This window comes from Streptomyces telluris (assembly GCF_024519335.1).
In the GTDB taxonomy this organism is placed as follows: domain Bacteria; phylum Actinomycetota; class Actinomycetes; order Streptomycetales; family Streptomycetaceae; genus Streptomyces; species Streptomyces telluris.
The window spans coordinates 58368-71253 of record NZ_JANIID010000040.1; the positions used below are offsets into that span (position 1 = coordinate 58368).

At 71.7% G+C, this 12886-nt stretch carries 14 protein-coding genes; 4 read left to right on the top strand and 10 right to left on the bottom strand.

Annotated features, from left to right (window positions below; translation table 11 throughout):
- Nucleotides 1-4 precede the first annotated feature (4 nt).
- The 4 genes from NQU55_RS31520 to NQU55_RS31535 all read right to left on the bottom strand — a co-directional run bounded on the left by NQU55_RS31520 (nt 5) and on the right by NQU55_RS31535 (nt 2408).
- The gene (locus NQU55_RS31520; protein ID WP_168091155.1) at nt 5-595 is read right to left on the bottom strand and encodes a Clp protease N-terminal domain-containing protein; all 591 of its coding nucleotides are present in this window, start codon (nt 593-595) and stop codon (nt 5-7) included.
- A 130-nt stretch (nt 596-725) separates the two neighbouring features.
- A complete protein-coding gene (locus tag NQU55_RS31525; RefSeq protein WP_168091154.1) occupies nt 726-1289 on the bottom strand; it encodes a hypothetical protein in 564 nt (187 codons plus the stop codon).
- Complete coding sequence (locus NQU55_RS31530; protein WP_168091153.1) at nt 1286-1576, bottom strand: hypothetical protein; 291 nt, start codon at nt 1574-1576, stop codon at nt 1286-1288. The genes NQU55_RS31525 and NQU55_RS31530 overlap by 4 nt, the downstream gene beginning before the upstream one ends.
- A 91-nt stretch (nt 1577-1667) precedes the next feature.
- Nucleotides 1668-2408: an SIR2 family NAD-dependent protein deacylase gene (locus NQU55_RS31535; RefSeq protein ID WP_168091152.1), complete on the bottom strand. Its 741-nt coding sequence runs from the start codon at nt 2406-2408 to the stop codon at nt 1668-1670.
- 476 nt (nt 2409-2884) lie between these two features.
- On the opposite strand from NQU55_RS31535, the gene NQU55_RS31540 reads away from it, so the two are divergent.
- The 3 genes from NQU55_RS31540 (at nt 2885) to NQU55_RS31550 (ending at nt 5399) form a co-directional block, all read left to right on the top strand.
- Nucleotides 2885-3736, top strand: coding sequence for a collagen-like domain-containing protein (locus NQU55_RS31540; RefSeq protein ID WP_168091151.1), 852 nt, complete (start codon nt 2885-2887; stop codon nt 3734-3736).
- Between the two features lie 152 nt (nt 3737-3888).
- Complete coding sequence (locus NQU55_RS31545; protein ID WP_168091150.1) at nt 3889-4467, top strand: TetR/AcrR family transcriptional regulator; 579 nt, start codon at nt 3889-3891, stop codon at nt 4465-4467.
- Nucleotides 4468-4613: 146 nt separating this feature from the next.
- Nucleotides 4614-5399 (top strand): SDR family oxidoreductase, encoded by a 786-nt coding sequence (locus NQU55_RS31550; RefSeq protein ID WP_168091149.1) that lies wholly within the window; start codon nt 4614-4616, stop codon nt 5397-5399.
- A 76-nt stretch (nt 5400-5475) separates the two neighbouring features.
- Here the strand turns inward: NQU55_RS31550 and NQU55_RS31555 are convergent, their stop codons facing one another.
- Nucleotides 5476-7209 carry a BCCT family transporter gene (locus NQU55_RS31555; protein WP_168091148.1) on the bottom strand — a complete coding sequence of 578 codons (1734 nt, stop codon included), beginning with the start codon at nt 7207-7209 and terminating at the stop codon, nt 5476-5478.
- Between the two features lie 147 nt (nt 7210-7356).
- Here NQU55_RS31555 and NQU55_RS31560 point away from each other — a divergent pair, with 147 nt between their 5' ends.
- A complete protein-coding gene (locus tag NQU55_RS31560) occupies nt 7357-8490 on the top strand; it encodes a glycerate kinase (protein ID WP_168091147.1) in 1134 nt (377 codons plus the stop codon).
- A 180-nt stretch (nt 8491-8670) separates the two neighbouring features.
- Here the strand turns inward: NQU55_RS31560 and pssA are convergent, their stop codons facing one another.
- The 5 genes from pssA to NQU55_RS31585 form a co-directional block, all read right to left on the bottom strand.
- Nucleotides 8671-9519, bottom strand: a complete 849-nt coding sequence (pssA, locus tag NQU55_RS31565) for a CDP-diacylglycerol--serine O-phosphatidyltransferase (protein ID WP_168091146.1) — start codon at nt 9517-9519, stop codon at nt 8671-8673.
- Nucleotides 9506-10162: a phosphatidylserine decarboxylase gene (locus NQU55_RS31570; RefSeq protein ID WP_168091145.1), complete on the bottom strand. Its 657-nt coding sequence runs from the start codon at nt 10160-10162 to the stop codon at nt 9506-9508. The genes pssA and NQU55_RS31570 overlap by 14 nt, the downstream gene beginning before the upstream one ends.
- Nucleotides 10163-10331: 169 nt before the next feature.
- Nucleotides 10332-11537 (bottom strand): acyl-CoA dehydrogenase family protein, encoded by a 1206-nt coding sequence (locus NQU55_RS31575; protein ID WP_168091144.1) that lies wholly within the window; start codon nt 11535-11537, stop codon nt 10332-10334.
- Between the two features lies 1 nt (nt 11538).
- Nucleotides 11539-12051 carry a MaoC family dehydratase gene (locus NQU55_RS31580; RefSeq protein WP_168091143.1) on the bottom strand — a complete coding sequence of 171 codons (513 nt, stop codon included), beginning with the start codon at nt 12049-12051 and terminating at the stop codon, nt 11539-11541.
- Nucleotides 12052-12056: 5 nt separating this feature from the next.
- Nucleotides 12057-12886, bottom strand: an 830-nt coding sequence (locus NQU55_RS31585) for an HpcH/HpaI aldolase/citrate lyase family protein (RefSeq protein WP_256791585.1), incomplete at its 5' end; no start/stop codon positions are given.

Consider the following 12886-nt stretch of genomic DNA (forward strand, 5'->3'; position numbering starts at 1 on the left):
CCGCTCAGGCGGCGCCGGGCAGGTCCGCCAGGATCCCGTTCCGTACGGCGACGGCGTCGGTCCCCAGCTGCCGCAGGACGCCGCCCGTCACCTTGTCGTCCGGGTCGAGGATGCCCAGGAGGACGTGTTCCGCGCCGATGTGACGCTCCTTGCGGGCCAGGGCCTCGCGCAGGGCACGGTTCAGGGCCTTCTTCGCGCGGGGCGTGAAGGGGATGTGGCCCTGCCGGCCGGGTTCGCTCCGGCGGCGGCCGAACGGCAGGATCCGCCGCCGCTCCTCCGGCGGACCGGGCCGGTCCAGGGCTCCCGGCCCGAACACGCCCTCGGCCTGCGCCCGTACGGCCTCCAGATCGATGCCGAAGGCGCGCAGCGCCTCCGCGTCGTCCGTACCGAGGGATCCGGCGGGCGCGACCGCACTGCGGCACGTCTCGGGCGTGATGCCGAACCGGGCCAGCGTGGCGACTCCGGGCGCTCCGTCCTGCATGAGGACGCCGAGCAGGAGGTGTTCGCTGCCGATCCACGCATGGCCCAGCGTGCGGGCCTCCTCCTGGGCCTGTACGACGGCGACGCGTGCATCCCGGGTGAACCGTTCGAACATGCCTACCTCCTGGCGTGTTTCTTGTGCACTGCCTGCCTGCCTGCCGGGGAGGTGTCAACCGTTGTTGACGGATGGCCGGTGAAGGTTCCGGCCGGGCGTCAGTTGTCGGGCAGGTGCCGGACGCCGGGCGTCAGTCGCCCTTCAGGGGGCGCTTGTAGTAGCTCCACGGGAAGTAGCCGCCGACCTCGATCCAGCCGTCCGCCTCCAGGCGCCGCTTGCGCCCGGCGACCGCGAGCGGGACGCGGCGGTACTCCCACTGCAGGTCGGACGCCACCACCGCGTGGTACAGCGGGCCGAAGTCGACCAGCTCCCAGCGGTCCAGGCCCGCTTCGGCGAGGGCGGCCATCTCGTTGAACGCGGTCAGCGGGGTGAGGACCCGGCGCTCGGGCGAGGCTTCGGGGACGGTGCCGCCCTTGGTGGCGAAGCGCTGCTGCGCGGCCTGCCGGCTCACGCCCAGCAGGCGGCCGATGGTGTCCCAGCTGTGTCCTGCGGCCCGGGCGCCCTGCACGGCCTCGCGCAGCAGCCGGCTCGTCTCCTCGGCGCCGGTCCGGGTGGCGGCCACCAGGCGCAGATAGCCCAGCGGGTCGTGCTCCAGGGACTCGGTGAGCCCTTCGGGGGCGCCGAGGACGGCGCTCGCGATGCCCTCGCGGATGCGGGCTTCCTCTTCCGGGGTCAGTGCCGGGATGTCGCTCATCGCTGCTCACCGCCGTGCAGCGGCTCAAGGGCGGCCAGGGCCTCCTCGTCGCGCTGTCGCTGCGCGGCGTCGGTGGTGCTCTGCTTGTGCGACGCCCCGAAGAGGGCGCCCATGGCCGCGGTGAGGAGGAGCTCGGCGCCGATCAGCGCGAAGAACGCCGGGTCGCCGAGGTCGTCGGCGAGCGCCAGGGCGAGGGTGATCAGGGCGATGGCGCACATCACCAGCCCGAGGGCGATGCCGGCAGGGGTGGACGGAGGGGCGGCCGGACGCCGCGGCGAATCGATCATGGCGTCAACCTTTCCTTGACGCCGCCCCTTTGTCAACTTTCCCTTGACGCCCGTCCGGCTGTCCCGCGGCCGCCCGGCCGCCGCCCCGCGGCTACCCCGCGGCGATCCGCTCCAGCAGTGCCGGGAGTGCCGTCCCGATCGGCTCGCGCACCAGCTCGTCGGCCCGGTCGTCGTACGGCGTCGGCTCCGCGTTGACGATGACCAGCCGGGCGCCGTGGTCGGCCGCCAGTCCCGCCAGCGACGCGGCGGGGTGCACCTGCAGGCTCGTGCCGACGGCGATGAAGACCTCGCACGCCTTGGTCACGGCCACCGCCTCGCCCAGCACCACCGGGTCCAGGCCCTCGCCGAACATGACCGTCGCCGACTTGAGAATGCCGCCGCACGCCTCGCACGCCGGGTCCGGATCGCCCGCCGCCACCCGCTCCAGCGCCGCCTCCATGCCGGAACGCACCTTGCAGCGGGTGCACTGCACGGCCCGCGCCGAGCCGTGCAGTTCGAGGACCTTGCGCTCCGGCATCCCCGCCAGCTGGTGCAGCCCGTCCACGTTCTGCGTGATCACCCGCACCGGGACGCCCGACCGCTCCAGGTGCACCACCGCCTCGTGCGCGACGTTCGGCCGGGCGTGCAGCGCGGGGCCGTCGCGCCGCATCCGCCACGACCGGCGCCGGATCTCCGGGTCGGACATGTAGTACGAGTACGTGACGAGCTTCTCGGCCTCCGGGTCGCGGCGCCACAACCCGTCGGGCCCGCGGTAGTCCGGGATGCCGGAGTCCGTGGAGATCCCGGCGCCGCTGAGGATGGCCACCAGGGGGCGCTTCTTGGCGGTGTTCATGGCGGGAGCGTAGGGGCGTCGGCGCCCGCCCGGCGACGGGTTTTCCTGTGGATCTATCGATATTTCCGGCCCTTCGCCGGAGCTCGGCGAGCGGGCCGTCGAGCTGATGATTTATCGACTTTCCTGTACGTCGTTCCACGCGTCGTTCCGCACGTCATTCCAATGGCGTCGTTTTTTATGTCCGGGCCTCCTTCGCGCGGGTGAATGCGGCGGCGGCATCCGGGCCAAGGGCCGGACTCGCCTCGCGGGAGTACGCCCGCGGCTGTGTTCCTGTGCCATTCCGGGTCCTCGGGAGTGGAAGGAGCGATATGTCGCTAAAACAGAGACGTGCCGGGGTCTTTGTGGCGGGAAGCGGAGTCGTCGCGCTGGGCGTGCTGTTCACGTTCTGCGCGGCGGCGGGCGCAGGGGTGTCCGACGGCAACGGAGACGCGCGCGGTGGAGTGCCGGGTGAAGTGATCTCGAGGGTCGGTCAGAAGGTGCGCAAGAGTCCTGCGCTCTCCGCGCCGGTCGTCGGCAGCTACGGACCCGGGGCGCACGTGCTCATCGCGTGCCAGGCCGCCGGTGGACGGGTGGAGGGCGACGGCCTCTGGTACCGGCTGGCCGACGGGCGGGGGTGGCTGAGCGCTCACTACGTCCAGGTGTCCGGGTTCGTCCCGGTCTGCAAGGGCGGTGGAAGCGGGAGCTCCGGCAAGCCGGCGGGCGCCAAGGGGCAGAAGGGCGACGCGGGGCGCGGCGGCCCGTCGGGTCCCGTGGCCGGTGCGGGAGCGCCGGACCCGAAGGGGGCGCCCGGGACCGCCGGTCCCGCGGGCGGGGCGAGCCCGCCCGCCGACGCGGGAGTCATGGACGGTCCCGGTCCGAGCGGTCCTGCCCGGCCCGCCGTGCCCGTCAAGCCCGCCGCCCCCGCCAAGCCGCCCGCTGTGCCGGCCAAGCCCGTCAAGCCCGGGAAGCCGGGGAAGCCCGCCAAACCTGCCAAGCCCGGGAAGCCCGCCGGGCCCACCGGCGCCGCCAAGCCGACCAAACCCGTCCGTCCCACCGGCTCCACGGGCCTGCCGGACGTCCCCGGCGCCGCCGGCCGGATGCAGACCGTCGTGCAGGACTACACCGTCCCGCCGATGTCCCTCCGTCAGCTGCTGAGGAGCCCCACGTGCCCCGACGGCACGCGGATCGCCGGAGGCGGCTACTTCCAGCCCGGCGGCCGGATCGGCGGGGTGGAGACCGTCGACGCCTACCCCAGCGTCACCGGGAACGTCTATCTGGTGGGCGTGAACAACACGAGCCCCGCCGCCGTCAACCTGCGGGTCTTCGCCGTCTGCCAGCCGGTGGCCTGACCGGTGGCCTGACTGGTGGAGCAAGCGGCGGCGGCCCGTCCGGCATGGCGGGCCGCCGGCCTCCGCTCCGCGCACCCGGCCCGCGCAGCCGGCCGGGGTCACCGCCGCGCCAAGTAATTGACCCACAGGTCAAAAAGTCATACGGTCCTCCCATGGGAAGACCCAAGCAGTTCGACCCGGACGTGGCCGTAGGCAAGGCCATGGACGTCTTCTGGTGCAAGGGCTACGCGGCCACCACGCCGCAGGACCTCGTCGACGAGCTCGGCATCGGAAAGGGCAGCCTCTACAACGCCTTCGGCAGCAAGCACGCCCTCTTCGAGCGCGCACTGGAGCGCTACCGCGACACCCAGTCGGCGGCGCTGGTCGAGCTGCTCGATCAGACGGGCCCCGTCCGGCCGCTGCTGCGCTCCGCGCTGGAGCTGCTGATCGAGACCGACCTCGGGCCGGCCGGCCGTCACGGCTGCTTCGCCGTGAACACCGCCGCCGAACTCGGAGGCAAGGACGACGCCTCCACGGAGCTCGTACGCCGCATGTTCGAGCGCACCGAGGGCGCCTTCAAGGCGGCCGTCGAGCGCGGGCAGCGCACCGGCGAGTTCGCCCCGGAGCGGGACGCGGACGCGGCGGCGAGCCTGATGCTCGCGGCGCTCGTCGGGATGCGGGTCATCGCCCGGGCCCAGGGCGGCCGGGAGCGGCTGCACCGCATCGTGGACGCGGTGCTCGACGCGCTGTGAGGCGCGCCTTCCGGCGGGCTCCGGGCCATCCGGGCTCTCCGGGCTCTCCGGACCCTCCGAGGCTTCCAGGGCTTCCGGGGCGGCGACGCTTCCCGTGGCTCCGCTTACCCAAATTTTGTACCCACAGGTAAAGAAAGAGTGCTCTCATGGATCTCCGTCTCAACGGCAAGACCGCCCTCGTCACCGGCGCCGGCCGCGGCATCGGCCTCGCCACCGTCCGGTCGCTCGCCGCCGAGGGCGTACGGGTCGCCGGCGCCGCCCGGACGATCACACCCGAGCTGAAGGAGGCCGCCGCTGTGGCCGTCGCCGTGGACCTCAGCACGCCCGACGGCGGGCGCCGCCTCGTCGAGCAGGCGCTCGCCGGGCTCGGGGGCGGGCTCGACCTGCTGGTCAACAACGTCGGCGGCGGCGACGAGGCCGTGCTCGGCGGGTTCCTCGACTCCGGCGACGCCGATTTCCAGGCGAACCTCGACCTCAACTTCCTCAGCGCCGTGCGCGTCAGCCGCGCCGCCCTGCCCTCCCTGGTCGAGCGGCGCGGGTCCGTCGTCAACGTCTCCTCCGTCAACGCGCGGCTCCCCGCCGCCGGCCCCGTCGCCTACAGCGTGGCCAAGGCCGCGCTCACGGCGTTCGGCAAGTCCCTGTCCGAGGAGTTCGGGCCGCGGGGCGTGCGCGTCAACACCGTCTCGCCGGGCGTGGTCCGTACGGCGATCTGGGAGGACCCGGAGGGGTTCGGTGGCAAGGTGGCCGCGGCGGCCGGCGTCGACCACGCCGAGTTCCTGAAGCAGCTCCCGGAGCGCTTCGGCATGGCCAGCCCGCGGATCACCGAGCCCGGCGAGGTCGCGGCCCTGATCACCTTCCTGCTCTCCGACGTGGCGGCCAACATCAACGGCGCGGACCACGTCATCGACGGCGGCACGGTGAAGACCGTCTGACGCACCGCCCGGGCACGGCGCCGGCCCGTACGGTGTGCCGACCCGGACGGCGCGCCGTGCGGCCCGGCCGCGGGCCCTAGCCCCGCGGCCCGCCGCTCTGCGGGCCGTCGTCGCGGTCGTCGCGCTCGCGGACGCTCTCCGCGACCCGGCGCAGCCGCGGGTGGCGCACCGGACCGGGGGCCCGCTCCTCCATCGCGTCGCCGACCATCGTCCGCAGCGCGTCCCGCAGCCCGTGCATCGCGTGGTGACGGGCCGGGCCCGCGCCCGGGTCCTCGCGCAGCTCCGTCATCAGCGACCAGCACAGCGCCAGCATCACCAGCACGAACGGCAGCGCGACCAGGATCGTCGCCGACTGCAGCGACTGCAGCCCGCCGGCCACCAGCAGGACCGCCGCCACCGCCGCCATCAGCACCCCCCACGTCACCACCAGCCACGTGCGTGGGTGCAGCGCGCCCCGGCTGGAGAGCGAGCCCATCACCAGGGACGCGGAGTCCGCGCTGGTGATGAAGTACGTCATCACCAGCGCCATCGCGATCCACGAGGTGAGCGTCTCGACCGGCAGGGTGTCCAGGAGCGCGAACAGCGACGCCTCCGCCCCGTCCTTGACGGTCCCGGCCATGTCGGCCGCGCCCGTCATGTCCAGCCGCAGCGCGCTCCCGCCCATCACGCAGAACCACACCACCGTCGCCCCGCTGGGCACGAGCAGCACGCCGACGAGGAACTCGCGGATCGTCCGCCCGCGCGAGATCCGGGCGATGAAGGTGCCCACGAACGGCGCCCACGACAGCCACCACGCCCAGTAGAAGATCGTCCACGCGCCGAGCCACTTCGAGTCGGTGAACGCGCCCGTACGGGTCGCGAGCGTCACCAGGTCGTGCAGGTAGCCGCCGGTGGCCGCGGGGATGGTGTTGAGGACGAAGACGGTGGGGCCGAGGAGGAAGACGAAGAGCATCAGGCAGGCGGCCAGCGCGATGTTGAGCGTGCTGAGCCACTTCACGCCCTTGTGCAGCCCGGAGAAGGCCGACAGCACGAACGCGGCCGACAGCCCGCCGATGATCACCAGCTCCAGTGCCGTGCTGTCCTGCACGCCCGTCGTGATGTTGAGCCCCTTGGACACCTGGAGGGCGCCCAGACCCAGGCTGGTCGCGGTGCCGAACACGGTCGCGAAGACCGCGAGCAGGTCGATCACCCGGCCCGGCCAGCCCGCCGCCCGCTCCTCGCCCAGCAGCGGCACGAACGCCGAGCTCAGCCGGTTGCCGCGGCCCTTGCGGAAGCCGGCGTAGGCGAGCGCGAGGCCGGCCATGCCGTAGATCGCCCACGGGTGCAGGGTCCAGTGGAAGAACGAGTACTCCAGCGCCGTGCGGGCCGCCGCGGGCGTGCTCGCCGTGATGCCGCTGCCCGGCGGCGGGGAGACGAAGTGCAGGAGCGGCTCGCCGACCCCGTAGAACATCAGGCCGATGCCCATGCCCGCGCTGAACATCATCGCGATCCACGCGAGGTTGCCGAACTCGGGCCGGTCGTCGTCCCGGCCGAGCCGGATCCGGCCGAAGCGGCTCACGGCGATGACCACGCACAGGACGAGGAAGACGTCGGCGGCGATCACGAACAGCCAGGCGAAGTTGGACAGCACCCACTCCAGCGCCGACTTCGTCACCCGGTCGAAGGAGCGCTTGCCCAGCGCCGCCCACGCGACGACCGCGAGCACCGCGGCACCGCCGATCGCCACCAGCGCCGGGTCCGGGGGCTCCTCCCCGCCGCCCGGAGCGGCAGGGGACGACGGGCCGGCCGGATCGTGCACATCGGTGCTCATGACGCCCCACTATGACCGGAAGAGTGCGGAATCGGGCGGACTGGCACGCCGTGCACAGGCATGGGCAAGGGCGGATCCGCCCCGGTAGGGTCCAGGCCGCGCGGCCCTGCGAGGGCGGGCCGGGCCCGATGCGAGGGGTGGCGCGCGATGACGGACGCGGTACGGGTGCTGATCGCCGCGGACAAGTTCAAGGGGTCCCTGACGGCCGCCGAGGTCGCCCGGCACGTAGCCGCCGGGCTGCGGCGCGGCGCGGACGCCGCCGGCCGGCGGCTCGGCACCCGCGAGCTGCCCGTCGCCGACGGCGGCGACGGCACGGTCGACGCCGCCTTGGCGGCCGGGTTCGAGCGCCGCGAGGTGCGGGTGACCGGGCCGGCGGGGGACCCGGTCACCGCCGCGTTCGCGCTGCGCGGCGCCACCGCCGTCGTGGAGATGGCCGAGGCGTCCGGGCTGCGGCGGCTCCCCGGCGGGGTCCCCGCGCCCCTCACGGCCACCACCTACGGCACGGGCGAGCTGCTGCGGGCCGCGCTCGACGCGGGGGCCCGCACGGTGATCCTCGGGATCGGCGGCAGCGCCGGCACGGACGGCGGGGCCGGGATGCTGAGCGCGCTCGGCGCGCGGCTCCTCGACGCTTCCGGCGCGCCGGTCGGCCCCGGCGGTGCGGCCCTCGCCGGTCTCGCCACGGCCGACCTCGCAGGTCTCGACCCGCGGCTGCGCACCACGGCCCTGGTGCTCGCGAGCGACGTCCGCAACCCCCTGACGGGCCCGCAGGGCGCCGCGGCCGTCTACGGCCCGCAGAAGGGCGCCGGAGCCGGCGACGTGGCCGTGCTGGACGCCGCCCTCGCGCACTACGCCGCCGTGCTCGACGGCGGCGCGCTCGCGGGCGCGCCCGGCGCCGGTGCCGCGGGCGGGCTCGGGTACGGGGCGCTGGCCGGGCTCGGCGCGGAATTCCGGCTCGGCATCGAGGTCATGCTCGACGTCCTCGGCTTCGCCGGTGCCCTGAAGGACGCGGACCTCGTGATCACGGGGGAGGGCTCCCTGGACGCCCAGACCCTCCACGGCAAGGCGCCCGCGGGGGTGGCCGCGGCGGCCCGCGAGCGGGGCGTGCCGGTCGTGGCGGTCTGCGGCCGCCTGGCCCTGGAGAGTGCCGCGCTGCAGGGCGCGGGCATCGGCCGCGCGTACGCCCTGACGGACCTGGAGCCGGACCCGCAGCGATGCATGGCCCACGCGGGCCCGCTCCTGGAACGCCTCGCGGAACGCATCGCGAGGGATTGTCTCCCGTAGGCCCGGCCCGTGGGCACGACCGGTGGGTACGGCACCGCCGGACACGTCCGGTGGCGGCAGCGCGCCGTTGCGGCGGATCTGCCGCAGCGGAGACAGGCAGTCTCCCGGAAACGCCGAGTGGGTGGTCCCGAACCCAAAGGTTCGGGACCACCCACTCGTGGTCACCCCGTGACGCGGTCGCTACGGCAGCTGCGTCGCCCTCGCCTCACGGCGGTTGTCGCGGAACGTGTTCACCCGGCGCGCCGTGGCGAACAGGGGGATCACCGCGCCCAGGACGACCTGGAGCGCGCAGCCCGTCTGGAGCAGGAGCTCACCGCCGGGCGCGTCGAACGCCCAGGCGGCCAGCAGGCCCATGCTGAGCACGATCCAGCTGAGCATCGCCACCGCGAGGCGCCCCCGCGGCTTCGGGTACTCGACACGGCTCACCATCAGCCACGCCACGCCCACGATCGCCAGCAGCGTCGGGACGAAGGGCAGCTCCAGCAGCACGATCGAGACGACGGTCAGCGCCCCGAAGGGGCTCGGCATGCCCTGGAAGATGCCGTCCCGCAGCTGGACGCACGAGAAGCGCGCCAGTCTCAGGACGACCGCCAGCAGGACCACCACGGCCGCCACGGCCGACACCCGCTGGTGGGCGTCGTCGGCGACCATGCCCCACACGACCACGAAGTACGCCGGGGCGAGCCCGAAGCTGATCAGGTCGGAGAGGTTGTCCAGCTCCGCGCCCATCGCCGAGCTGCGCAGCTTGCGCGCCACGAGCCCGTCGAAGAGGTCGAAGACCGACGCCAGCAGCATCAGTATCACCGCGGTGGCCGCGCTGTGGCGGGCCATGCCGCCGTCCTCGTTCCCCGTGAGGTGGGGGATGAGGACGCCGGTGGTGGTGAAGTACACCGCCATGAACCCGCAGATCGCGTTGCCCAGCGTGAGCGTGTCCGCTATTGAGAGCCGGGTGGACAGCGGCATGTCCTCCGCGTCCTCGGCCTCGTCGGCCTCGGGCACCCAGGATGCCTCTTGATCAATCACGGTCAAGGCGTGTCACCCCCGCCGTGGTCTTCTGGCCGACCTCCACCGCGATCTCGACGCCCTCCGGGAGGTAGATGTCGACGCGCGAGCCGAAACGGATCAGACCGATCCGCTCACCCTGCTCCACCTTGGTGTCCGCGGGGAGGTAGGGCACGATCCGCCGGGCGACGGCGCCGGCGATCTGCACCATCTCGATGTCGCCGAGCTCGGTGTCGAAGTGCCAGACGACGCGCTCGTTGTTCTCGCTCTCCTTGTTGAACGCCGGAACGAAGCCGCCGGGGATGTGCTCGACCGACGTCACGGTGCCGGCCAGGGGGGCGCGGTTGACGTGGACGTTCAGCGGGCTCATGAAGATGGCGACGCGGGTCCGGCCGTCCTTCCACGGCATGATGCTCTGCACCACGCCGTCGGCCGGGGAGATGACCCGGCCCTTGGCGATCTCGCGATCGGGGTCGCGGAAGAACCACAGCATGCCCGCCGCGAGCGCGGTGGTGGGCACGGCCAGCGCCGCCCAGCGGCCGGAGCGCCGGGCGCGGGTGAGGCTGACCGCCGCCGTGGCGACGGTCGGAAGAAGCCACGGCGATGCTCCGCGCGCGAGGCGTACGCCGGCGAGGCTGTCGCGGTGTGCAGAGGAAGAGCTGTGGGGCATGGGTGACCTTCGTAGCGGAGGGTGCCGCGAAACGATTGGGGGACGGCGGCTTTCCGGGGATGCTATCGGTTGCGACCGGCAACTGGCTAAGCGCCAGGGCCAGTAGATGGCCGAACTCCGATGACTGGGTGTGATCTTCTTCTCGGTCAAATCACCCCTAATCGGATATTTATCCCTGGATCCGGTACTCCTCGAGTAGCCGGCGGCCGATGATCATTTTCTGGATCTCTGCCGTCCCTTCACCGATGAGCAGCATGGGTGCCTCTCGGTAGAGGCGCTCGATCTCGTACTCCTTGGAGAACCCGTATCCGCCGTGGATGCGGAAAGCGTCCTCCACCACCTCCTTGCAGTACTCGGAGGCCAGGTACTTGGCCATTCCGGCCTCGAGATCGTTGCGACGGCCCGAGTCCTTCTTCCGGGCCGCATTCACCATCATCGCATGCGCCGCTTCGACCTTTGTCCCCATTTCGGCAAGTTTGAACTGGATGGCCTGGTGTTGCGCGATGGGTTTTCCGAAGGTGTGCCGCTGCTGCGCATAGGCCGCACCCAGCTCGAACGCGCGCTGAGCGACGCCGCAGCCACGCGCTGCGACATTCACCCGGCCCACCTCGACGCCGTCCATCATTTGGTAAAAGCCCCGGCCCGTGACCCCGCCGAGCACGCGGTCGGCCGGAACGCGCAGACCGTCCATGATCAGTTCGGTGGTGTCGACGCCCTTGTAGCCCATTTTGTCGATCTTGCCGGGGATGGTCAGACCCGGCTTGACCTCGCCGAACCCCGGCTCCTTCTCGATCAGGAAGGTGGTCATCGACTTGTGCGGGGCGGTCCCCTCCGGATGGCCCTCGTCCGTCCTGCACAGCACGGCCACCAGCGTGGAGGTGCCTCCGTTGGTCAGCCACATCTTCTGGCCGTTGAGGACGTACGAGTCGCCGTCGCGCACGCCCTTCGATGTGATTGCCGACACATCCGAGCCCAGGCCGGGCTCCGACATCGAGAAAGCACCCCTGATGTCGCCCGCCGCCATCTTTGGCAGGAAATAGTCCTTCTGTTCCTGGGTGCCGTGCTGCTTGATCATGTAGGCCACGATGAAGTGGGTGTTGATGATCCCCGACACGCTCATCCAGCCCCGGGCGATCTCCTCCACGCACAGCGCATATGTGAGAAGGGACTCACCGAGGCCGCCGTACTCCTCCGGGACCATCAGGCCGAAGACCCCGAGTTCCTTCAGCCCCTCGACTATCCGGGTGGGGTACTCGTCACGGTGCTCCAGCTCGGTGGCCACCGGGATGATTTCCTTGTCGACGAAGTCACGGACCGTCGCCAGGATTTCCTGCTGGACGTCCGTCAGCCCGTCGGTCTGCGCCAGGCGGCCCATCTCACTTCTCCCGGATGATCGGCTCGGGGCGGCCGGGCTGCTCCCCGCCGCGCTCCTCGATGTACGTGGCGGTGGGCACCATCACCTTGCGCCGGAAGGTGCAGACCACGGTGCCGTCCTGCTTGTAGCCGATGGTCTCGACGTGGACGATCCCGCGGTCGCTCTTGGACTTCGACGGCGTCTTGCCGAGCACCTTCGTCTCGCCGTAGACGGTGTCGCCGTGGAAGGTGGGCGCGATGTGCTTGAGCGACTCCACCTCCAGGTTGGCGATGGCCTTGCCCGAGACGTCCGGGACGGACATGCCCAGCAGCAGGGAGTAGATGTAGTTGCCGACCACGACATTCTTGCCGAAATCGGTCGTCTTCTCCGCGTAGTTGCTGTCCATGTGCAGCGGGTGGTGGTTCATGGTCAGCAGACAGAACAAATGGTCGTCGTACTCGGTGACGGTCTTTCCGGGCCAGTGTTTGTAGACGTCACCGACGGTGAACTCTTCGTAAGTCCGGCCGAACTGCATCGTGCTCAGGCCTCCGGGATCTCGAACTTCGACGTGCGCGTCATCCCCGCCGCACGGCCCTTGCCCGCGATCACCAGCGCCATCTTGCGGCTGGCCTCGTCGATCATCTCGTCGCCGAGCATCGCCGAGCCCTTCTTGCCGCCGGCCTCGGAGGTGCACCAGTCGTAGGCGTCCAGGATCAGCTCGGCGTGGTCGTAGTCATCCTGCGTGGGGGAGAAGACCTCGTTGGCCGCCTCCACCTGGCCGGGGTGCAGCACCCACTTGCCGTCGAAGCCGAGGGCCGCGGCCCGGCGGGCGACGTCCTTGTAGCCGTCCACGTTCTTGATCTGGAGGTAGGGGCCGTCGATGGCCTGCAGGTCGTGGGCGCGGGCCGCCATCAGGATCCGCATCAGGATGTAGTGGTAGGCGTCCGCCGGGTAGCCGGGCGGCTGCTCGCCGACGACCAGGGACTTCATGTTGATCGAGGCCATGAAGTCGGCCGGGCCGAAGACGATCGTCTCCATGCGCGGCGAGGCGGCGGCGATCGCGTCCACGTTCACCAGGCCCTTGGCGTTCTCGATCTGCGCCTCGATGCCGATGCGGCCGGTCTCGAAGCCCATGGTCTTCTCGATCTGGGTCAGCAGCAGGTCCAGGGCGACGACCTGCTGGGCGTCCTGGACCTTCGGCAGCATGATGCAGTCGAGGTTCGGGCCCGCGCCCTCGACGACCGTGACGACGTCCCGGTACGTCCAGTGCGTCGTCCAGTCGTTCACGCGGACCACGCGGGTCTTGCCCGTCCAGTCGCCGTTGTTGAGCGCGTCGACGATCGAGTGGCGGGCGCCCTCCTTGGCCAGCG

What these genes read in the sequence shown, in the direction of transcription:
- NQU55_RS31520 (WP_168091155.1), bottom strand. Translation starts at nt 595, where the DNA reads ATGTTCGAACGGTTCACCCGGGATGCACGCGTCGCCGTCGTACAGGCC.
- NQU55_RS31535 (WP_168091152.1), bottom strand. Translation starts at nt 2,408, where the DNA reads ATGAACACCGCCAAGAAGCGCCCCCTGGTGGCCATCCTCAGCGGCGCC.
- NQU55_RS31530 (WP_168091153.1), bottom strand. Translation starts at nt 1,576, where the DNA reads ATGATCGATTCGCCGCGGCGTCCGGCCGCCCCTCCGTCCACCCCTGCC.
- NQU55_RS31550 (WP_168091149.1), top strand. Translation starts at nt 4,614, where the DNA reads ATGGATCTCCGTCTCAACGGCAAGACCGCCCTCGTCACCGGCGCCGGC.
- NQU55_RS31545 (WP_168091150.1), top strand. Translation starts at nt 3,889, where the DNA reads ATGGGAAGACCCAAGCAGTTCGACCCGGACGTGGCCGTAGGCAAGGCC.
- NQU55_RS31555 (WP_168091148.1), bottom strand. Translation starts at nt 7,209, where the DNA reads ATGAGCACCGATGTGCACGATCCGGCCGGCCCGTCGTCCCCTGCCGCT.
- NQU55_RS31575 (WP_168091144.1), bottom strand. Translation starts at nt 11,537, where the DNA reads ATGGGCCGCCTGGCGCAGACCGACGGGCTGACGGACGTCCAGCAGGAA.
- NQU55_RS31580 (WP_168091143.1), bottom strand. Translation starts at nt 12,051, where the DNA reads ATGCAGTTCGGCCGGACTTACGAAGAGTTCACCGTCGGTGACGTCTAC.
- NQU55_RS31560 (WP_168091147.1), top strand. Translation starts at nt 7,357, where the DNA reads ATGACGGACGCGGTACGGGTGCTGATCGCCGCGGACAAGTTCAAGGGG.
- NQU55_RS31525 (WP_168091154.1), bottom strand. Translation starts at nt 1,289, where the DNA reads ATGAGCGACATCCCGGCACTGACCCCGGAAGAGGAAGCCCGCATCCGC.
- NQU55_RS31570 (WP_168091145.1), bottom strand. Translation starts at nt 10,162, where the DNA reads ATGCCCCACAGCTCTTCCTCTGCACACCGCGACAGCCTCGCCGGCGTA.